This is a genomic window from Orenia metallireducens, assembly GCF_003001995.1.
Taxonomy (GTDB): Bacteria; Bacillota; Halanaerobiia; order Halobacteroidales; family Halobacteroidaceae; genus Orenia; species Orenia metallireducens_B.
In genome coordinates, this window is sequence record NZ_PVNB01000003.1 from 118,349 (window position 1) to 137,731 (window position 19,383).

Annotated in this window: 22 protein-coding genes, 1 pseudogene and 1 riboswitch; of the genes and pseudogenes, 1 reads left to right on the forward strand and 22 read right to left on the reverse strand. The window is 35.2% G+C overall.

Features of this window, described 5'->3' with window-relative positions:
- Positions 1 to 16: 16 nt before the first annotated feature.
- From BX659_RS03160 to BX659_RS03170, 3 genes are all read right to left on the reverse strand, one after another.
- Complete coding sequence (locus BX659_RS03160) at positions 17 to 466, reverse strand: hypothetical protein (RefSeq protein WP_097016378.1); 450 nt, start codon at positions 464 to 466, stop codon at positions 17 to 19.
- 75 nt (positions 467 to 541) lie between these two features.
- Complete coding sequence (locus BX659_RS03165; RefSeq protein WP_097016379.1) at positions 542 to 769, reverse strand: hypothetical protein; 228 nt, start codon at positions 767 to 769, stop codon at positions 542 to 544.
- Positions 770 to 786: 17 nt separating this feature from the next.
- The gene (locus tag BX659_RS03170) at positions 787 to 993 is read right to left on the reverse strand and encodes a hypothetical protein (protein WP_097016380.1); all 207 of its coding nucleotides are present in this window, start codon (positions 991 to 993) and stop codon (positions 787 to 789) included.
- Between the two features lie 97 nt (positions 994 to 1,090).
- On the opposite strand from BX659_RS03170, the gene BX659_RS03175 reads away from it, so the two are divergent.
- Positions 1,091 to 2,161, forward strand: a complete 1,071-nt coding sequence (locus tag BX659_RS03175; protein WP_097016381.1) for an NAD(P)/FAD-dependent oxidoreductase — start codon at positions 1,091 to 1,093, stop codon at positions 2,159 to 2,161.
- Positions 2,162 to 2,263: 102 nt separating this feature from the next.
- Here the strand turns inward: BX659_RS03175 and BX659_RS03180 are convergent, their stop codons facing one another.
- The 19 genes and pseudogenes from BX659_RS03180 to BX659_RS03270 form a co-directional block, all read right to left on the reverse strand.
- Positions 2,264 to 2,491, reverse strand: a complete 228-nt coding sequence (locus BX659_RS03180) for a hypothetical protein (RefSeq protein ID WP_097016382.1) — start codon at positions 2,489 to 2,491, stop codon at positions 2,264 to 2,266.
- 380 nt (positions 2,492 to 2,871) lie between these two features.
- On the reverse strand, positions 2,872 to 3,093 hold the full coding sequence (locus BX659_RS03185; protein WP_097016383.1) for a YlzJ-like family protein: 222 nt from the start codon (positions 3,091 to 3,093) through the stop codon (positions 2,872 to 2,874).
- A complete protein-coding gene (locus tag BX659_RS03190; protein ID WP_097016478.1) occupies positions 3,093 to 3,965 on the reverse strand; it encodes a ClpP family protease in 873 nt (290 codons plus the stop codon). The genes BX659_RS03185 and BX659_RS03190 overlap by 1 nt, the downstream gene beginning before the upstream one ends.
- 584 nt (positions 3,966 to 4,549) lie before the next feature.
- Positions 4,550 to 4,942, reverse strand: a complete 393-nt coding sequence (locus BX659_RS03195; protein ID WP_097016384.1) for a DUF1259 domain-containing protein — start codon at positions 4,940 to 4,942, stop codon at positions 4,550 to 4,552.
- A 142-nt stretch (positions 4,943 to 5,084) separates the two neighbouring features.
- The gene (locus tag BX659_RS03200; RefSeq protein ID WP_097016479.1) at positions 5,085 to 6,752 is read right to left on the reverse strand and encodes a ribonuclease J; all 1,668 of its coding nucleotides are present in this window, start codon (positions 6,750 to 6,752) and stop codon (positions 5,085 to 5,087) included.
- A 501-nt stretch (positions 6,753 to 7,253) separates the two neighbouring features.
- Positions 7,254 to 8,135, reverse strand: coding sequence for a 4-hydroxy-tetrahydrodipicolinate synthase (gene dapA, locus BX659_RS03205; RefSeq protein ID WP_097016385.1), 882 nt, complete (start codon positions 8,133 to 8,135; stop codon positions 7,254 to 7,256).
- 17 nt (positions 8,136 to 8,152) lie between these two features.
- The gene (gene dapG / locus BX659_RS03210; protein WP_097016386.1) at positions 8,153 to 9,391 is read right to left on the reverse strand and encodes an aspartate kinase; all 1,239 of its coding nucleotides are present in this window, start codon (positions 9,389 to 9,391) and stop codon (positions 8,153 to 8,155) included.
- Positions 9,392 to 9,405: 14 nt separating this feature from the next.
- On the reverse strand, positions 9,406 to 10,410 hold the full coding sequence (locus BX659_RS03215) for an aspartate-semialdehyde dehydrogenase (RefSeq protein ID WP_097016387.1): 1,005 nt from the start codon (positions 10,408 to 10,410) through the stop codon (positions 9,406 to 9,408).
- A gap of 66 nt (positions 10,411 to 10,476) precedes the next feature.
- On the reverse strand, positions 10,477 to 11,070 hold the full coding sequence (locus BX659_RS03220) for a dipicolinate synthase subunit B (RefSeq protein ID WP_172431802.1): 594 nt from the start codon (positions 11,068 to 11,070) through the stop codon (positions 10,477 to 10,479).
- Positions 11,071 to 11,366: 296 nt separating this feature from the next.
- A complete protein-coding gene (dapB, locus tag BX659_RS03225; protein WP_097016389.1) occupies positions 11,367 to 12,158 on the reverse strand; it encodes a 4-hydroxy-tetrahydrodipicolinate reductase in 792 nt (263 codons plus the stop codon).
- A 128-nt stretch (positions 12,159 to 12,286) separates the two neighbouring features.
- A complete protein-coding gene (locus BX659_RS03230; RefSeq protein WP_172431803.1) occupies positions 12,287 to 12,880 on the reverse strand; it encodes a dipicolinate synthase subunit B in 594 nt (197 codons plus the stop codon).
- 186 nt (positions 12,881 to 13,066) lie between these two features.
- Positions 13,067 to 13,954 carry a dipicolinate synthase subunit DpsA gene (gene dpsA, locus BX659_RS03235; protein ID WP_097016391.1) on the reverse strand — a complete coding sequence of 296 codons (888 nt, stop codon included), beginning with the start codon at positions 13,952 to 13,954 and terminating at the stop codon, positions 13,067 to 13,069.
- A gap of 171 nt (positions 13,955 to 14,125) precedes the next feature.
- The gene (gene dapB / locus BX659_RS03240) at positions 14,126 to 14,920 is read right to left on the reverse strand and encodes a 4-hydroxy-tetrahydrodipicolinate reductase (RefSeq protein ID WP_097016392.1); all 795 of its coding nucleotides are present in this window, start codon (positions 14,918 to 14,920) and stop codon (positions 14,126 to 14,128) included.
- Between the two features lie 181 nt (positions 14,921 to 15,101).
- Positions 15,102 to 15,277: riboswitch (Lysine riboswitch) on the reverse strand.
- Positions 15,278 to 15,429: 152 nt separating this feature from the next.
- On the reverse strand, positions 15,430 to 16,323 hold the full coding sequence (locus BX659_RS18930) for a hypothetical protein (protein WP_181186405.1): 894 nt from the start codon (positions 16,321 to 16,323) through the stop codon (positions 15,430 to 15,432).
- Positions 16,324 to 16,379: 56 nt separating this feature from the next.
- Positions 16,380 to 16,655 (reverse strand): YlmC/YmxH family sporulation protein, encoded by a 276-nt coding sequence (locus tag BX659_RS03250; RefSeq protein WP_097016393.1) that lies wholly within the window; start codon positions 16,653 to 16,655, stop codon positions 16,380 to 16,382.
- Between the two features lie 254 nt (positions 16,656 to 16,909).
- A pseudogene (locus BX659_RS03255) lies at positions 16,910 to 17,104 on the reverse strand (dUTP diphosphatase); the annotation flags it as partial.
- A gap of 283 nt (positions 17,105 to 17,387) precedes the next feature.
- On the reverse strand, positions 17,388 to 17,630 hold the full coding sequence (locus BX659_RS03260) for a dUTP diphosphatase (RefSeq protein WP_097016394.1): 243 nt from the start codon (positions 17,628 to 17,630) through the stop codon (positions 17,388 to 17,390).
- A 131-nt stretch (positions 17,631 to 17,761) separates the two neighbouring features.
- Entirely contained in the window at positions 17,762 to 18,628 is an 867-nt protein-coding gene (locus BX659_RS03265) for a VanW family protein (RefSeq protein WP_097016395.1), read from the reverse strand.
- A 15-nt stretch (positions 18,629 to 18,643) separates the two neighbouring features.
- Positions 18,644 to 19,381, reverse strand: coding sequence for a polysaccharide deacetylase family protein (locus BX659_RS03270; RefSeq protein WP_097016396.1), 738 nt, complete (start codon positions 19,379 to 19,381; stop codon positions 18,644 to 18,646).
- Positions 19,382 to 19,383: the final 2 nt, after the last annotated feature.

The following is a 19,383-nucleotide window of genomic DNA, read 5'->3' on the forward strand; positions in this document are numbered from 1 at the left end:
TAGAAAATTATACTCATCAATTGGACTCTCCTTTTTTATCTAGTACTACAATGCTAAACCAACTCAAAATAATCATAGCAGAAAGATTCACAACTAGACTCTCAGGATGATGCCAATCAGTATAGACAAGAGCCTTTCTTGCTAAAACTAATAGCTCATAGATAGAAAATAAAGCAGCAAGTACAAATACATTTACTATTCGCATCCATCGCTTTATAGGATGATATTGAGCTAGAAGAACTCCAATGACTAGTACCGGTCCCATAACAAAGAAGAGCGAGGAACCAAATATCCATAAGACTCCACGATTAATTTTATACCAACTATGGCTAATAGCTTGAGCATCTATGGCTAGCTGTAAAACAACCGCCATTATTCCAGACCAAATATTCACCTTTAGCTCTGTCCAATCAATAAGTAGTAGAAATAATATCCAGCTAGCAATAAAGATAATAATCCATTCCATATAAGTTCCTCCCAATTACTAAACTTAGCATCTAAACTCATATCATCTGTAATTTTATATTTAACCTGGATCTACTCAAAAGTTAGGCTGACTAGGAAAGACCTTTGAAATGATGCCTGAAGGTGCTTCAAGCTTCTCTATCTTCTGTTGTAGCTTTACAATAGACCTCATCTCATCATCCCTTAACTGGGTAAGCACTGCTCTTACCTCTGGATTTCTAATATCAATAATATTTCTATTATAAAAAATTTGATTATTAATCCTATATTGGAGTATGTCCTTTAGCATATCTGCTTCTTTCATTGAAATCACCTCATATTTTACTTAATACCTAGCTTAATCATCTTGTCTTTCATAATATTTACATGTTTTTGAGCACTTTTATTAAATTCCTTTAACATATCTTTTGTCTCTTGATCTTTAAAGTTTGGGTAGTAAGCCTTATATTTCTCTATAAGCAGCTTCTCTTTATTCAATGCTTTCGTAAAGAAAATAGCTAAAACATATTCTTGAGAAATCTTTTGCATGATCTCACCTCTGAATTTTTAGTGTGATTAATAAATATTTTCCCTCAAATATGCAAATATTATTCCTATAACCCTTTTAAAGGAGGATGATATTAAGATGAAGGTTGCAATTATTGGTGCTGGCATTTCTGGTCTAGCTGCCGCCTTTGAATTTAAGCGGCATAATATTACCCCTGTTATCTTCGAGAAAAAATCACATATTGGAAATCCTGTCTTATTTACCTCTGCAACTCTTCATATCTTTAATCACTTTATGTCAGATCCTTTTTGCTATCTTAAAAAGAACTATGGTTTGAATATATCACCAACCTTTCAATTAAAAAAACTTATTATGTCTAGTCCGCAAAACAAAGCAGTTATCAAGGGTAATTTAGGCTATATTGTAAATCGAATGAGAGAAGAAGGATCACTTGCCAATCAACTCTTTTCTAAAGTTGCTCTTCCCATTGAATTTAATAGCTTTGTTGACATCAATGATATAAAAGAAGCTTTTGATTATATTATAGTAGCTACAGGTAGTAATCTCATAGCTAAAGATTTAAATTTATGGACAAATACCTTCTCTGCACAGATCAGATCTGCCACAATTGTAGGTAACTTTGATACTCAATCTGTCTTAATGTGGCTAAACAAAGACTATGCCAAAGATGGATTTGGATACCTTATCCCTACTCGCCCAAAAGAAGCAACCTTAAACCTTGCAGTTAATAACATCACCTTCCATGAAATAGACTATTATTGGGAGAATTTCTTATATAGAGAAGACCTCAATTATAAAATAATTGAGACTAGAGATGCTAGCTTTGAATGTGGCTTTCTTTCTACTCATCAACTAGATAATCTTTATTTTACAGGAAATACAGCAGGATTTACCGATAGCTTAATAGGCTTTGGACAGATTAAAGCTATTGAAAGTGGTATTTTAGCTGCTCGAGCTATTGTCAATAATCTCGACTATAATAAATTAGTAGCACCTATTGCTAGGGATATGTTAAAAATCAATGAATTTAGAAAAATACTAAATAGCTTTTCCAATAAAGATTTAGACAAATTATTGTCCTTCTTAAAGCTACCAGTCATTAAACAATTAATTTACAATAATCCTTTTTTCAAAATCAAATATGGGACCTTTATAGCAAAACTTTATAATAAATTTATAAATAACTGAATCTATTTTAGAAACCTTCAAAACTTAAAGCAGATTTTTAATATTAAAACAACTATAAGTCATCTAATTTCCTATGTATAATTTCACTCATCCAAACTGCTGTTATTTTTGTTTGATAAAGATATAATTTGAAATAGGTTGATATATTTTTGTGATTATGCTCCCAGGTCTAGGCAGATTCCACTCTAATAAAGTTCCATAACTATAAAGAATTGCTATAGCCATAATAATTAAATAGAACTTCAGTTCTCTTAGCTCTTCCTGCTCAATCAATTTATTCACCTGTAAATAGACTGTTATAATCAAAAGAAAGGTTATCCCATAAATCATTTTACCACCACTTCTTCTATATTTAAAAATTCTCCTACTCCATACACTATATTATCTCTTTCTTTTAACCTTTTATTCCTTAACTCGCCCTAAGCTCCGTTATTTTCAACTTGATATTATAATTTCAAGCATATAATCGACCTTAAATTAAGCCATTTTGAGCCCAAGGTTAGAGTTAAGATTGAGTAAACTATACTTTCACTCAGACTTATACTTAGTCTTAAACTACCGCTTTACATCTATTAAATTCCATTTTGTAATTAAATATCTATAGCTTAATGTTAAATAAGAAGATTAAGAGGATTTAAGCCCTCCTTAATCTTCTCTGAAATAAAAATAATCTAAAGGGTTGCTAGATGATAATATTATATACTGTTATCTTAACCAAAGGTTGGATGGAATTCGATTTTAGTCCCTGGTTGATATTGAGTATTAAGATAATCATTAGGGTTTGAACTGATAACTCTAACTATCTCACCTGCATTAATATCGGTAACCTTAATCTCCATAGTGACTCCATTATAATCTAACTCCATAGTCTCTGCCATCTCTTCAGTGTCTTCATCAAGCCATAAGCCATCTACAAAGATCGAATAATGCATTAGTCATCATCCCCTTCTAATGCTTCAATAACGCTCTGTCTAGGTTGAAATTCTGCTTGTGAAGAGTAGCAACCACAGTTACCTTCAGCTATCTCTTCAGAACTACATTCACAGTCATCCTCTTGCTCTTCTTGTGGGAATTGTTCATTGATTAGCGTACGTAGTTTCTGCATAGCATGACCTAAACCGCCTACTTCATTGATAATTCCTTCTTTAACAGCCTGATCACCTACTAAAACGGTACCTACATCCCTTACAAGCTCTCCAGTCTCAAACATTAACTCTTTAAAACGCTCTTGACCAATAGTAGAATGGCTAGCTACAAATCTAATGATTCTCTCTTGCATCTTATCTAAATAATCATAGGTTTGAGGTACACCAATCACCATTCCTGTCAGACGAATTGGATGAACAATCATCGTTGCAGTCTCAGCAATAAATGAGTAATCGGCGGCAGCTGCAATTGGCACTCCAATACTATGCCCTCCACCTAATACTAAAGATACTACAGGCTTAGACATACTTGATAGCATCTCAGAGATAGCTAATCCAGCCTCGATATCTCCACCTACAGTATTTAAAATTACTAGTAAACCTTTAATCTCCTTAGCCTGTTCAATAGCTACCAATTGAGGAATCAAATGTTCATATTTAGTGGTCTTATTCTTAGGTGATAAGACAGCATGACCCTCAATTTGCCCTACAATAGTCAAGGTATGGATATCACTTTTTACCTTAGGCGGCATATTATTTTGACCAAATTGCTTCAAGGCTTGCATCTGATTCTTGACTTTTCCTGCTTTATTAGGTGATTTTTGTGGTAAGTTAGGATTTATTTTTGGCATTCCATCAGGAATTTTAGGTTGAGGCATTCCTTGATTTGTTATTATTTTACCCAAACTTTTTCACACTCCTCTTCTTACATAGATTTTTGGTTATCTATCAATTCTTATTAGTTAGTATGATTCAATTTACTTTTTGTATACTTGTTCTCATTCTTTAAAAAATGGTATTTATTTTTAGCTGTCTATTTCTATACATATCAGAATTAATATATTCTAATATCAAACTTTAGAATATAACTTAAAAATATCTATTCCCATTCAATCTTAAAAATTAAATCTAATTCTAGTTAAGAATAAATTGATATTAATTTTTACATATTATCTTTAGGTAATTTATTGTTTTTTTAAACATTATTATGTAAAATAGTCAATATGAGAAGAAAGCAATAGAATATCTAAATAAAAATGAAGAAGAATCAGCCTTAAAAACATCTGAAAAAATTGCTGACCTAGAAGATAAATTAAAACTAGAAGAAACAGAGTTAAAAAATATTACAGAAGCCTTCAATCTCCTTAAAAAAATATTGATGAAGCCAAAAGAAATATCTCAAGAATAGAACATAAGTTAAATCAGATAAAAGTAACTAATAAACTAAATAATATCAAATCCCTTACAGCAGACCTAACTGATATAAGTGGAAATGAATATAAAATAATCTTGGGTTATCGAATAACCAATGATTATGCAGTGCTGTAACTTGAAGTCCTAAAGCTCTAAGGACACTTATAAAGGGATTAATCTCTTCTTGCAAAATTACAGTTTCCCCTAAGTTAAGTGCCTCATCTCCTCCCTCAATTAATTCAAAGGAGAATAATGCATTAATTACAAGAGGACTTCTAGTTGGAATACCTAAAATTGTAGGACTAATATCTCGTACACGTGTTACAACACATAAATCTGCTTGTGAGGTAATAATTGAACTATCAAGTATATTTGCAAATTTATTACACAACTTTCTTGGACAGTGTGGGTCATTACATTGACAATGGAGATCTTTACTCATACTTTGCCCCTCCTTTCAGTATATAATCAATATATTCCATATCATGGGAAAATGTTACATAATATATTGATTATTGACTTTCTAGTTAATGGACAAAAATATAAAAAGAGCTAGCTTAAAAAGCTAGCTCTTTTTATATAAATTATACTTCCATAATAATCGGTAATATCATCGGTCTTCTTCTAGTTCTACTATATAAGAAATCATCTAAAGAACTTCTAATCTTAGATTTTAAAACTGACCATTCAGTAATATTGTGCTCTTCACACTCTGATAAGGCACATTCTACTTGGCGGGTAGCTTCATTAATTAGATCTCCTGACTCTCTAATATAAACAAAACCACGGGAAATAATATCAGGACCAGCCATTATTTTACCTCTTTTATTGATCGTTACAACTACCATTAGTACACCATTTTCAGAGAGTAACTTTCTATCACGTAGCACTACACTACCTACATCACCAACTCCTAAACCATCTATTAGAACTCTTCCTGACTCTACACTACCACTTTGATAGCCTTTTTCAGGAGTCAAGGTAATCTTGTCACCTAAATCAGGAATAAAGATATTCTCCTTAGGGATTCCTACACGTTGAGCAAGTTTTGCATGTAAATGTAGGTGGCGATACTCTCCATGAACTGGGAAGAAGTATCTTGGCTTAGTTAGATTTAACATCAACTTCAGCTCTTCTTGACTAGCATGACCAGAGACATGAACCCCTGATAGAGCCTCATAGATAACATTGGCTCCACGTTTAAATAATTGATTAATCGTTCTACCAACAGCTCTGGCATTACCAGGAATAGCTGTAGCAGAGACAACGATAGTGTCGCCATCCTCTACACTAATCTGGTGATGGTCTCCTCTTGCCATTCTAGTCAAAGCAGCCATACGTTCCCCTTGACTTCCAGTCATCAATAGTACTACCTTATCCTCAGGAAGACTACTAACATCTTTTAAATCTATTATTAGCCCTTCAGGAACCTGCAAATAACCTAAGTCCAAGGCTATGTGAACATTATTAACCATACTACGCCCACTTAAGGCAACCTTACGTCCATATTTTACAGCTGAATCAAAAACCTGCTGAATACGATGGATATTTGAAGCAAAACTAGCGATAAATAGCTTCTTCTCAGCTTCACTAAAGCTCTCATCGATCGTCTTACCGACTTCCTTCTCAGACATAGTAAAGCCTTCACGCTCTACATTGGTACTATCAGAAAATAGTGCCAATACCCCTTTACTGCCTAAGTCAGCCAACTTATGAATATCAGCCATCTTTCCATCAATTGGGGTCTGGTCAAATTTAAAGTCACTTGCATAGACCAAAGGTCCAGCAGGAGTATGGATAGCCAATGCACAAGAATCAGCAATACTATGGTTTACCCTAATAAATTCAACCTTAAATGAAGCAACTTGTACCGAATGACCAGGATATACATGCCTTAAATAAGTATTTCCTAACATGTTGTGGGATTTTAACTTTCCACTTAACAATCCTAAGGTCAGTTTAGTTCCATAAACTGGAACATTTAACTCCTTTAATACATACGGTAAAGCCCCTATATGATCTTCATGACCATGAGTCAGTACTATCCCCTTAACTCTATCCTTATTTCTAATCAGATAAGAGATATCTGGGATTACCAAATCGACTCCATAAAGTTCATCCTCAGGAAACTTTACACCAGCATCTACTATCAAAATCTCACCATTGGCTTCAACCACCATCATATTTTTACCGATTTCCCCTAGTCCCCCTAAAGGAATTACTGTAACTTCTCCTATTCTATTGTTTGACATTCCTTTAACAAACACCTCCGCAATATTAACTTTCATTCATTTTCTTTTTCTCTTATATTCACTTATCCCGTCTTCGCATCTTATAAATAAGAAAATATAGATTACATATGAATATTTATTTATTAATTAAATTTTAATCAGTCAATTCCATATAATCATGAATAACAAGTGATCAGTGCTCAATAAAAATTAAAAAACTTTAAATAATCATCTCGTTATTCCTTCTTTAAATTATGAAATCCCCTGAAATTAATAATCAGAATTAAATTACCTATAAAGCAACCCGATGATAAAATTATAAAGTAAAATACAGTTAATGCTAGTCCGCTTTCTTCTTTTTCCTAACCAAATAAAAAAGAAAATATAAATCCCGTTCTAATTACTCTACTTTTTATTATAAATTATTTCACTTACAAATACAAGTAAAGTTTGGGTTTTTCAATAAAAAAAGAGAAATGGTTGATTTCAACCATTTCTCTTTTCTTTAATTTATATATTCTATTAATCTAGTAAATTGTACTCCGCTAAAACACTTTTTAGTCTCTTTTCTAAATCATCATTAAGACCTACTAATGGTGGTCTTAAGCCCCCAACCTCTTTACCTACTAAATTTAAAGCCACTTTGACAGGAATAGGATTTGTACTGATAAACATAGTACTGAATAATTTATTTAACCTGGCATTCTGCTGTGCTGCTTCTTTGATCTTACCAGCTTTAAAATCAGCAATCATCGCTTTAAGCTCATTACCAACTAAATGAGATGCTACACTTACCACACCCTCTCCTCCGATAGAGAGAATAGGTAAGGTCAAACTATCATCACCACTATAGATTTTGAAGCTATCATCAGTTAGACTCCTAATCTTAATTGCTTGGTCAAGGTTACCACTTGCTTCCTTAACAGCAACGATATTATCAATCTCTGCTAATTTAGCAATAGTTTCAGGTTCAATATTTCTACTGGTCCTTCCAGGGACATTATAGAGCATAACTGGTAGGTCAGTTTCTCCAGCAACCATCTTAAAGTGCTTATATAATCCCTCTTGTGGTGGTTTATTATAGTATGGAGTTACTAACATAACACCATCTACTCCAATCTCTTCAGCCTTTTTAGTAAAGTCAATACTTGCTTGAGTAGAATATGACCCTGTTCCAGCGATTATCTGTGCTTTATTACCTACTGACTCCACTATCACTTCTAATAACTTAATCTTCTCTTCACCACTTAAAGTAGGAACTTCACCAGTAGTACCCAAAACTACCAACCCATCAGAACCATTATCTACTAAGTAGTTTGCCAAGTCTATTGCTTTTTCATAATTTATCGTTAAATCCTCATTAAAAGGAGTCACCATTGCTGTCAATACTTCACCAAAGCTCATTTGAGCACCTCCAATCCTTAATCACCTAAAGAAAATTTATCATGTAAAGCCTGTAATCCTTTGCTTTCATCCTCTATCTTAATCAAACAGGAGATAGTAGTATGGGAATCTGTGGTCTGATAAATTGCAATTCCAGCTTCTGTTAAAGCATCTACTACCCTAGCCATAATTCCCGGTACTCCAGTCATTCCAGCCCCAACTACAGATATCTTAGCAAAATCCTGAAAGACCTCATATTTATATTCCTGAGCTGTTAATAAACCACAGGCTTCTTCCACTACATCTTTATTAACCATAAAAGTGATCAAATCAGGTCGCACATTGATAAAATCAACACTTATCCCTTCACTAGCCAGTTCTCTAAAACAACCTAAAACACTAGCACTCTCTAACAGAATATGCTCTTCCACCTCTTGTTGAGGTAGAATTTTAAATAATGCCATATTAGAGCGACTTGTTACACCACTAACTGGTCTATCACCTTTAATCTCTATATCATCCTGCTTAAACGCATCTGATATCACTGTTCCTTGGGCATCACTAAAAGTAGAACGAACAATCACTGGCACCCTCTCCCTCATAGCTATCTCAGCAGCCCGAGGATGGAGTACCCTAGCACCTTGATAAGCTAGCTCACAGACCTCATTATATGTCACATGCTTTAAGGTCTTAGCATTTGGTACAATCCTTGGGTCAGCAGTCATCACACCTTCAACATCAGTATAAATTTCAACCATCTCTGCATGTAAAGCAGCACCTAAAGCACATGCAGTCGTATCAGAACCTCCACGACCTAAGGTAGTTATCTCTCCACTTTCAGAGACCCCTTGAAATCCTGCTACTACAGGAATTTTATTATCTTCAAGTATATCTAATATCCGTCTAGCATTAATCTCTTTAATTCTGGTATCTCCAAAGTTCTCATCAGTGATGATACTAGCTTGAGCCCCTGTTAAAGGCTCAGCATCATACCCTCTTCTTCTTAATGCTTGGGTGATAATTACTGTAGAAATGACTTCACCACAAGACATTAATAAGTCCTTTGCTCTAGGATCTATCGCCTCATATACATCCTGAGCAAAATTAATCAAAGTATCAGTAGCATAGGGAGCACCTTTTCTACCAATAGCCGAAACAACTATGACAGGCTTATATCCCTGATTGATAGCATTGATAATCTTATCGATTACCTGCTCCCTTCTTTCAGCGGTGGCCACTGAGGAACCACCAAACTTCTGTACTACTATATTAGGCATTAGCTCACCCCATTTTATCCTTGAACCAGCCTCTCAGCAATTTGAATCGTATTTAAAGCAGCTCCTTTTCTTAAATTATTAGCCACAATCCATAGATTTAGTCCCTTTTCAATAGTATTGTCCTCTCTAATTCTACCGACTAATACATCATCATTATTCTCAACATCTATTTGCATTGGATAAGCTAACTCTTCTGGTTTATCAACTACACTTACCCCAGGAGCATTATCTAACAATTCTTTAGCCTCTGAGACTGTCAATTTCTCTTTAGTCTCTATATTAAGTGATTCAGCATGACCATAAACAACAGGAACTCTTGCTGCTGTAGCAGTCACTTTAATGCTGTCATCACCCATAATCTTCTTAGTCTCGTTAACCATCTTAATTTCCTCTTTAGTATAGCCATCATCAAAGAAAATATCAATATGTGGCAATACATTAAAAGCAATCTGATAAGGATATACTTCTGACTTGACCTCTTCATCAGCTAAAATAGCTTTAGCCTGCTCTCTTAACTCATCAATAGCTGCTTTTCCAGTTCCAGATACTGCTTGATAAGTAGATACTACAATTCTTTCAATTCCTACTTTATCATAAATAGGCTTTAAAGCTGCTACCATTTGAATTGTAGAACAGTTTGGATTAGCAATGATTCCTTTATGTTTGAAGATATCCTCTGGGTTTACCTCTGGGACTACTAAAGGAACCTCTGGGTCCATTCTCCATTGGCTACTATTATCTACTACAACTGCACCCCTTTTAGCAGCCTCTGGAGCAAACTTCTTACTAGCACCAGCCCCTGCACTAAATAATGCAATATCTACACCTTCAAAAGATTCTGGAGTAGTTGCTTCTACAGTATACTCCTTACCCTTACAGGTCATCTTCTTACCTGCAGAACGCTCACTTGCTAAAAGCTTTAAATTATCAAAAGGAAATTCTCTCTCTTCTAAAATACTCAACATCTCTCTACCTACTGCTCCAGTTGCACCTACTACCGCTACATTATACTTCTTCATACTCACTACCTCCCAAATTATTTTAATTTATAGCTGTCAGCCACTAGCTATTAGCTGACAGCTAAACTATATTCCTCTGTACTCAATAAATACAGGTTGTATCTGCTTACCTGCTACTGCATACTCAATACAATCTACAATTAAATCCATCCTTGCTACTAAAGAATTAGGCTTAGCAACAGGTTTATCCTGCCCTAAAGGGGCTAAATAAATATTTGAAGTATTCATTAATAACCCAATATTTTGAGCATTATTACCCAAACCATCATTAGTCGCAATTGCTAAAACTACTGGTCTTTGATTTCTCAAATGTGCTTTAACAGCCATTGTTACTACTGTATCTGTAATACCATTTGCTATTTTAGCCAATGTATTACCTGTGCAAGGAGCTACAACTACTACATCTAATAACCCTTGTGGTCCAATTGGTTCAGCCTCTGGGATAGTTGTTATTGGTTGATTGCCTGTGGTCTTAATCACCTGCTCTTTCCATTTTTGAGGGGTACCAAAGCGAGTTTTATCCCTTAGCACACTCTCTGATAAAATAGGAAAGACCTCTGCTTTTCTTTCTACTAAATCTTCTATAGCCGGTAACACCTTAGCTAAAGTACAATGAGAACCAGTTAAAGCAAATCCAATCTTCTTACCAGTAAAGTCGATAGACAAGCACATGCACCTCCTTTGGTAAAAACTGTTTTAGGTTAAATCACTAACAGTATATGTACTACCACTTGGAGTAGTGCTTGTCTGTATCATTTTATATTATTATACCTATTGAATTACTCATCCAAACTTTAGAGTGAGGTATGAAAATAATTTTAAGTTTTTTATTTTTTATAAAGTTTCACTCTAAGATTGAACATCTATAATTATAACATAAAATTAAAGCTATAAATGATAAAATTAAGAATTTTTGTCTAATATAATACTTGTCACTCATCACTCGTCACTGTATTTTAAATATCAATTAAATTTTCAACACCATAAACCACACCTTCAATTTCATCGATTCTGTTAATTGCCAGCTCTAAGCCTGGCATAAAGGATTCTCGACTGATTGAATCAAAACGTATAGTTAGCGTCTGCCCTAATCCCCCAAAGATAACCTCTTGATGTGAAACAAATCCAGGTAGGCGTACACTATGGATATTAACTCCATTCATTTCTCCGCCACGTACCCCTGTTATCTTCTCAAGCTCTTCAACATCATCTTTATCCTCAGATAAGATCTCACCAATTAATTCAGCCGTCTTCACAGCAGTTCCCGAAGGTGACTCTGCCTTACGATTATGATGTAACTCTATGATCTCTACATCCTTCATAAACTTTACTGCCTTTTTAGCAAATTGCATCATTAATACTGCACCAATAGCAAAGTTTGGTGCCATAATAATCGAATTCTTTCCTTGAGTTAACTTTCTTATCTCAATCAGCTCTTCTTCAGAGATACCAGTTGTCCCAACTATCATATCTATATCTTGTTCAACTACTATCTGAATATTATCAGCTACCACCTCAGGAGTAGTAAAATCAATCGCCAAATCTGGCTTAACAGCTTCTAATAATGAAGATAAATCTTTATCTATTCTAATAGTTGGAGCATCTAACCCGAGAATCTGATGAATGTCCTCTCCAACTCTAGTGACATCAACTGCTCCTACCAATTCAAAATCTTGCTTTTGAGCAATCATCTTGACTACAGTTCTTCCCATATTACCATTTGCACCAACCACTACTATCCTCTTCACAATCTCCACCCCACTCTTTGTTATGCAGCAACGAGTGAGCAGTGATGAGTAAAAGCTTTCTTCATACTTCTGCTTTATTGATCTTTTGTCTTTACTCTTCACCCATCACTCATAACTGTTAACTGAATTTAAACTCCTTTATGTTCAATGACAACTGGTTGCAGCTGTTTACCATTTAAAGCATATTCAACTGTATCCACTACCAAATCCATCCTAGATACCAATGAATTTGGCTTGCCCTCTGGTGCATCTTGACCAAAAGGAACAAAATAAAGATTTGGAGTATTGATTAAATAACCTATGTTCTTAGCATTATTACCCAGTCCATCATTGGTAGCAATCGCTAAAACAACAGGTCTTTCATTTCTAAGCTGAGCTTTGATTGCCATTACAACAGCAGTATCAGTAATAGCATTGGCAAGTTTAGCTGTAGTATTCCCAGTACAGGGTGCTACAACAAGTATATCAAATAGATTCTGAGGACCAATAGGCTCAGCCTCTGGAATAGTAGTAATAGGTTCATTTCCTGTTATATCTATAACTTGGCTTCTCCATTTCTCAGGAGTACCAAAGCGTGTTTCATGGGTCAATACCGCTTCTGATAAGATAGGGGTAAGTTCAGCCCCCTCATCTACCAATTCTTCCATTACAGGCATCACTTTATCTAATGTACAATGAGAACCTGTCAAAGCAAATCCAATCTTCTTTCCTGTAAAATCAATTCCCATAGATAAGCACCTCCTATAAGAGCAGTGAATAGTGACCAGTGAATAGTGATTAGTTACAATTAAAAACAATTAGCTATTTTAAATATCTTAATAACTACCGCTTCTTAAATTTAATATCTCTTCACTATCCTCTGTTCTTTATTATTTGTTCTTTGTTCTCAACTTTTCACTCTTCACTTCTTACCCTTCATTTAATATTATTCGAGGGATAACCTTACCTAAAATCTGTCCTGCACTCTTAGGAGCAACCTTCCCTGGAAGACCCAAAGCCAACTCCGCCTTAAGACCTAGTCTCTTAGCTGCTTCAAAGTCTGTACCCCCAGGATAAGAGGCTAAATCGATAATAATAGCATCCTTTTTAACATGTTGTAATAGCTCTTCATCTAATATTAAAACTGGAACGGTATTAAAGATAAAGTCTGCTTTAGATATCTCTTGCTCTAAATCCTTAAAAGCAACCTGTTCAAATCCCATATCTAAAGCTCTAGCAAAGTCCTTGTGCTTACGTGCTACACCATAAACCTTGCTTCCCATCCCTTTTAACATTCTAGCTAGGCTAAAACCAACTCTACCTAAGCCTAAAACGAAGGAATTATTACTATGTAAAGTAATTGGCATCTCACCCATTGCAATTTCAATAGCACCTTCTGCTGTTGGAATTGCATTTAAAATCGCTACTTCATCTAAGGCAGCCAACTCTGTCAACTCTATCCCATGCTTGTGCGTCCAGTCTTTAATCTCTGGCTTAGCAAAACCGATAAAGAACTTAGTTCCAGCTTTTAAACTTGAGAAGAATTCTTCAGTTAAGATTACTTCTTTATTAGTAAAGGTCTTCTTAACTTGAAGCTTCTCATCAGTTCCTGTCATGGGAGCTATTACTGCTATTACATCATCATCAATCTCTTCTAGCGAAGCAACCACTTCTATACTCTCAGAGTCAATCCCAGGAGGTTGACCGATTATCTGTAAAGCTGCTTCTTGATCTAATAAGATAGATATCAACTCTATTTCACGATCATCTCCACCTAATAGAGCAATCTTCTGATTAACTAAAGTTTCAGTATTCAATATTTATCCCCCTTTCTTAAATTAATCAATAACATTATATGTTTAGGGTACTTAAGTGTGCTTGTCTATGGGGAATTAATTATTTTAGTTTGAGTTTAACACTAAGTTTAATTAAGAACTAAAAATCACTTAGGCTTAATCTTAATCTTAAGCTTGAACTCAATCTTAGTCTTATAAATCAATTACATTATCAAGTCCATAAACTACCCCTTCAATCTCCTCTAACTTTCTAATAGCTAGCTCAACTCCAGGCATAAAGGACTTGCGATTGATTGAATCATGTCTAATAGTTAGAGTCTGACCTAAGCCACCAAAGATAACCTCTTGGTGAGCTACTAATCCTGGCAGACGAACACTATGAATATGGATATTATCATGCTCTCCACCACGTGCTCCAGAAATCTTTTCAATCTGCTCTATCTCATTCTTATCTTTAGATAGGTTCTCACCGATTAATTCAGCCGTCTTAATTGCTGTTCCCGATGGAGCATCGATTTTACGGTCATGGTGTAACTCTATAATCTCAACATGATCCATAAACTTAGCAGCTTGCTTAGCAAATTGCATCATTAAAATTGCTCCAATGGCAAAGTTAGGTGCAATAATTACCTTATTAGTAGCTCCTTGGTTCATCTCTTTAATTCTATCTAAATCAACCTCAGTAATACCAGTAGCACCAACTACTACATCTATTTCTTTCTCCATAGCTACTTTAACATTGTCCATAACTACCGTTACATTAGTGAAGTCGACCAATACATTGGCATCAGTCTTCTCTAGAGTTAGTGCTAAATCATCACTTATCTCAACGGCAGGAGCATCTATTCCTAAAAGTTGGTGGATATCATCTCCAACATTACTAACATCAACAGCTCCTACCAGTTCAAAGTCCTCTTGCTCACTAATCATTCTAATAACCTCTTGCCCCATCTTACCATTAGCTCCAGTTACGATTATCTTCTTCATTCTCTCACTCCTTCAATTTCAGTAATGAGTAACAGGTGACGAGTAACGAGTAAAAAATTTAATAATAATTATTACCAAATATCTATACCCTATACTCTTACTTCCTACTCCTTATTATTTAGTATAACATAAATAAAAGCGATTGGTAGTACTACCCAATCGCTTTATCAAGATAAAATAGCGATAAGATAGCACCCCACTAGAAAGACTAGTGACAGTTCTGTATCTATTAAATACAGACCCAACCTAATTGGCTAGCCAAGCCAAACTAGATTTCGGCAGTAACCCCTTTTATTATGGTTCATCACTGGCTAGCTCCCCATAACTACTGATGATTCCTGCACCTCAATCTTAATCCTAATATTATATTCACTTATAAACTAACAATTTGAAAATTATTAAGTCCAGTAATTCAATAATATTTTCTAATATTTTATTCCATTTGTCAAGTTAATTTATTATATTTTCTAAATTAGCTTAAGAGTATTAATTGATAGAAATAGATAGCTCTAATGATTGGCTATATCATAAGCTCCAAATTCCTTTAACTTAGCAGCAACATCATTTAATCTCTCTTCATCATCATCCTCTACTGCTACCAAAACCTTTCCTTGCTCTACCTCTGCACCATATCTCTCACCAGCTTGCTGATCAATTCCATAATCAATCAGTCCACCTGCTACTCCACCAGCTGCTAATCCTGCCAACCCTGCTGCTATTGGTCCTGCAGCTAAAACTGGTCCTAATCCTGGAATTGCCAATAATCCAGCTCCAGCTAATAATCCTGCTGCTCCACCTAAAGCACCACCAAGGGCAGCACCATCTACTAGATTTTGACCTTCTGTTCCCATATAATCTGCTTCTATATCATTACCTTCACCATAATTATCAACTTCAGTACCATCTACTAAATCCTGCCCCTTCTCTACAGCTTCTCCTGCCACACCTAATTGACCAGCTTCCATATCTGCTTCTTCCTGGTCCTGATTTTCTTCAGTATCTTCTTGACCTAACTCTCCTGCTTCCATATCCTCCTCACCATATCCACCATCTCCTGTTCCAGCATTAGCTAAAGAATCTATTACTAGTGCTCCATCAGTGGCACCAGCATTGACTAGATTCTGGCTATCAACTGCCAAATCTGCTGCTTCAGTATCAACTTCTTGATTATTCTCTAGATTCTCTTTTTCATACCCCTCACCTTGTTTATCTTCCAATTCTCCAAGCTCTCCAGCTTCCATATCATCTTGATTTCGCTTGACTACTAAAGAGATTTTACTTTCATCAATCCCCAACTCTTTAATAGCCTCTACTGCCTTTTTAGCTTCCTCTTCATGGTGAAATAATCCTACAACTTTGTTATTATCCATATCTAGCTCATCTCCTATACTAAATCGAGGCATAACTAACCTCCTTTTTGTAATTTGGTACTACAATTATAGTCTATCCAGAGCAGTTGTTAATATTCAAATTGGGTAAAGTATTGCTCGTAATTGTCAGAGTTTAAATCTACTATGATTACCTGTTCGCCTATCTTGATTACAGAATCCCAAGGAATAGATAGATACTTCTCTGAGCTGAATATGCTTAATATCCCGCTATATTGAGGAATCAAAATCGACTCCAACTCCCCACTTCTAGGATTGAAGATTAAATCAGAACCTGCTATCATCCCAACTCTATTACCATCATAGATATTGATTATCTCTTTTCCTTCTAACTCACTTAGATTCATAATATCCCTCCTTTATTTTAGTGACGAGTAACAAGTGATGAGTAGAGCTTCTTACTTCTTACTCGTTACCCGTCACTTGTCACTGATTACTAAAGTGTCGCAATATCCCCTTATGTGACAAACAAAAAATAACCTACTTTATATTTATGCTGATACTAGAATAAAATATTAATTATACCATAATAAAAAGAGCACAATTACTGTGCCCTCCTTTATTTATTACTTTTTAGTTTAGACTTAAACTTTAACTTAGACTAAACTCCTGTATGCCCATAGCCACCTTCACCACGTTGGCTCTCAGATAGCTCTTCTACCTCTTCCCACTCTACACTTTCATACTTCTCTATGATTAATTGGGCTATTCTATCACCTTGATTGACCTTAAAGTCTTCCTTTCCATGATTAATCAAGACGATTCCAATCTCTCCTCGATATCCTGGATCAATGGTCAGTATTGTTATCCTAAAGGCTTTTTATCCTTCAGTTCTTACAGTTACCTGTAAGCTCGGCATATCTTTTCTCTTTTTCAAAGAGTCGCAGCCTCGTGGGCGGATTATATTCTTATTTATTTTAAGTTTCACCACCTATGCTCTGCCCCTGACTGTACTTTTAAATTCAGCCTTCGGTTCGGGTTACCCTTGTCACAGGGCTTTCCCGCTTAATTCTGCGATTTTATGAGGGCTAAAAATTGGAAATTTAATCTTCTTTTTAAATTTAAAACATTATTTAATATTAACCCTCAGCATTTAAAACAGTGATCCCATGTTTTAAAGCTAGTCCACTTCTAGGTGCTACCTTGCCCATATAGCCACTAGGTAGACTGATAGCAATTCCAGTTTTGAAGATTTTATACTCCCCCGCTTTGATAACACCTGCTTCAACAGAGTGCAAATCCATCCCTGCATCCTCAACAGCACCATGCTGATATTTAGGTATAATAGCTTCATCATTTACTCGTTTAATCTGAACCTTCATTATTTACTCCTCCCGACTTAATTGTTAGTTGGTGGATAGGTGGTTAGACGGCTAGATAAGTAGATTCTGTAATTCTAACTATCTAACTCCTATCCCTCTTCACTAAATTGTACCTTCTCAATTATCCCTTGTCAATTCAACTCACTACTACCTAAAATCTTAATTATTAGTTGATTTCCTACTATCTCTACTTTAATAATAATAGGCTTAGCAAAGTTATTCTTAAATTTAAAGTCCAAATACTCCCAAGCCACAGTGGCATCCTTACCATCAGGAACATAACTTATATCTCTAGAATGGGTATGTCGTTCTATAATTTGAAACCGATCGGCTTTTAGCGCATTAAATAGGGTACTAGAAACCTGACAGATTCCTCCACCTACCCCTAAACTCAACTCACCATTAATAATCTCAGGCGCCTCCTTAAATCCTCTCTTCTTAGTTCTAGGGCCTACAACTTCATTAAAAGAGAATATATCTCCAGCTAAAATTATCTGATTATTGATAAACTCAGCAGCTATCCTAATATTCTCCCTTCTCTCTTTTCTTCCAGTTATAATGGTCTTATAAGTACCAATAACTTTAGTTATCTTCTCCAAGTCTTCCTGATAAAGATTGGGATTAATCCTATATTTAATTGCTTTTAACTCTGTATTCTCTTCAGCATTGAAGATACTCTCTAAGTTAGCTGTAATATCTATAATCTCACCATTAACCTCTGAAAGAATCTTTCCGCTCTTAGGGTCAATAGTAGCAGCCACGGGATATACTATGTGATCTTTGGAATAATAATAAATTAAAGACTCAACTTCTTTTTTCAAATATCCACTCAACTCTTGCTTTTGCCAAATAACCCCCTTTTCTACCCCCCAGATAACTCTAATAAATCTATCTACTTCAGCAACGAGTCCTAAGAGCAGGATAACAACTAAGATTATTATACTTAAGATTATTATCCCCTTCTGTAGATGATGTAAAGTTCCCTCCTTCTTATCCATAATTATATACTCCCCTTACTCCAACAACTCAGAGACAGTTACTAGCTTATATCCTTTACTCTGTAACTTTTCAATTATCTGGGGTAGAGCCTCTGCTGTTGGCTTAGTAGGATGCATCAGAACAATTCCACCATTACTTGCTTTATCAATCACCCGCTTGATAATCACCTCAGCTGCTGGTCTTTGCCAATCAATCGTATCAGCACTCCACATAATCGTCTTATAACCGATCTCTGCTGCCACTTGAGCTACTCTATCATCAACCTCACCATAGGGCGGAGCAAACAAATCAGTCTGATAACCGGTAGTCTTATTGATAAGCTTCTCATTATCTTTAATCAGTTTAATCAATCGTTCTTTATCCAGTTGCTTAGGATGTAGATGTCTAAAACCATGATTCCCTAATTCATGGCCGCGCTCATGAATCTCCTTTATCTTCTCAGGAAATTTCTCTACCCATCTTCCTACAAAAAAGAAGGTAGCCTTGACATTGTACTTATCCAAAGTATCTAACATTGATGGTAAAAACTCTTCCCCCCAAGCCACATTAATCGTTAAAGCCATAGCTTGCTTATCTTCAGGACCATTATAAATCGCTTTATTCTGTTGACTAAATACAGTCTGCTCATTTATATTATTAGAATTATCAAAATGAATAAATCCAAAGCTTAATAGGATTATCAATCCAACAAAGCCTAAGATTACATCTCTATTTAAAGGTAAATAGAATATTCTAACCTTTCTTCTAGACATCT

What these genes read in the sequence shown, in the direction of transcription:
- BX659_RS03160 (WP_097016378.1), bottom strand. Translation starts at nt 466, where the DNA reads ATGGAATGGATTATTATCTTTATTGCTAGCTGGATATTATTTCTACTA.
- BX659_RS03165 (WP_097016379.1), bottom strand. Translation starts at nt 769, where the DNA reads ATGAAAGAAGCAGATATGCTAAAGGACATACTCCAATATAGGATTAAT.
- BX659_RS03170 (WP_097016380.1), bottom strand. Translation starts at nt 993, where the DNA reads ATGCAAAAGATTTCTCAAGAATATGTTTTAGCTATTTTCTTTACGAAA.
- BX659_RS03175 (WP_097016381.1), top strand. Translation starts at nt 1,091, where the DNA reads ATGAAGGTTGCAATTATTGGTGCTGGCATTTCTGGTCTAGCTGCCGCC.
- BX659_RS03180 (WP_097016382.1), bottom strand. Translation starts at nt 2,491, where the DNA reads ATGATTTATGGGATAACCTTTCTTTTGATTATAACAGTCTATTTACAG.
- BX659_RS03185 (WP_097016383.1), bottom strand. Translation starts at nt 3,093, where the DNA reads ATGCATTATTCGATCTTTGTAGATGGCTTATGGCTTGATGAAGACACT.
- BX659_RS03190 (WP_097016478.1), bottom strand. Translation starts at nt 3,965, where the DNA reads ATGCCTCAACCTAAAATTCCTGATGGAATGCCAAAAATAAATCCTAAC.
- BX659_RS03195 (WP_097016384.1), bottom strand. Translation starts at nt 4,942, where the DNA reads ATGAGTAAAGATCTCCATTGTCAATGTAATGACCCACACTGTCCAAGA.
- BX659_RS03200 (WP_097016479.1), bottom strand. Translation starts at nt 6,752, where the DNA reads ATGTCAAACAATAGAATAGGAGAAGTTACAGTAATTCCTTTAGGGGGA.
- dapA (WP_097016385.1), bottom strand. Translation starts at nt 8,135, where the DNA reads ATGAGCTTTGGTGAAGTATTGACAGCAATGGTGACTCCTTTTAATGAG.
- dapG (WP_097016386.1), bottom strand. Translation starts at nt 9,391, where the DNA reads ATGCCTAATATAGTAGTACAGAAGTTTGGTGGTTCCTCAGTGGCCACC.
- BX659_RS03215 (WP_097016387.1), bottom strand. Translation starts at nt 10,410, where the DNA reads ATGAAGAAGTATAATGTAGCGGTAGTAGGTGCAACTGGAGCAGTAGGT.
- dapB (WP_097016392.1), bottom strand. Translation starts at nt 14,920, where the DNA reads ATGAAGAAGATAATCGTAACTGGAGCTAATGGTAAGATGGGGCAAGAG.
- BX659_RS18930 (WP_181186405.1), bottom strand. Translation starts at nt 16,323, where the DNA reads ATGCCTCGATTTAGTATAGGAGATGAGCTAGATATGGATAATAACAAA.
- BX659_RS03250 (WP_097016393.1), bottom strand. Translation starts at nt 16,655, where the DNA reads ATGAATCTAAGTGAGTTAGAAGGAAAAGAGATAATCAATATCTATGAT.
- BX659_RS03260 (WP_097016394.1), bottom strand. Translation starts at nt 17,630, where the DNA reads ATGAAGGTTCAGATTAAACGAGTAAATGATGAAGCTATTATACCTAAA.
- BX659_RS03265 (WP_097016395.1), bottom strand. Translation starts at nt 18,628, where the DNA reads ATGGATAAGAAGGAGGGAACTTTACATCATCTACAGAAGGGGATAATA.
- BX659_RS03270 (WP_097016396.1), bottom strand. Translation starts at nt 19,381, where the DNA reads ATGTCTAGAAGAAAGGTTAGAATATTCTATTTACCTTTAAATAGAGAT.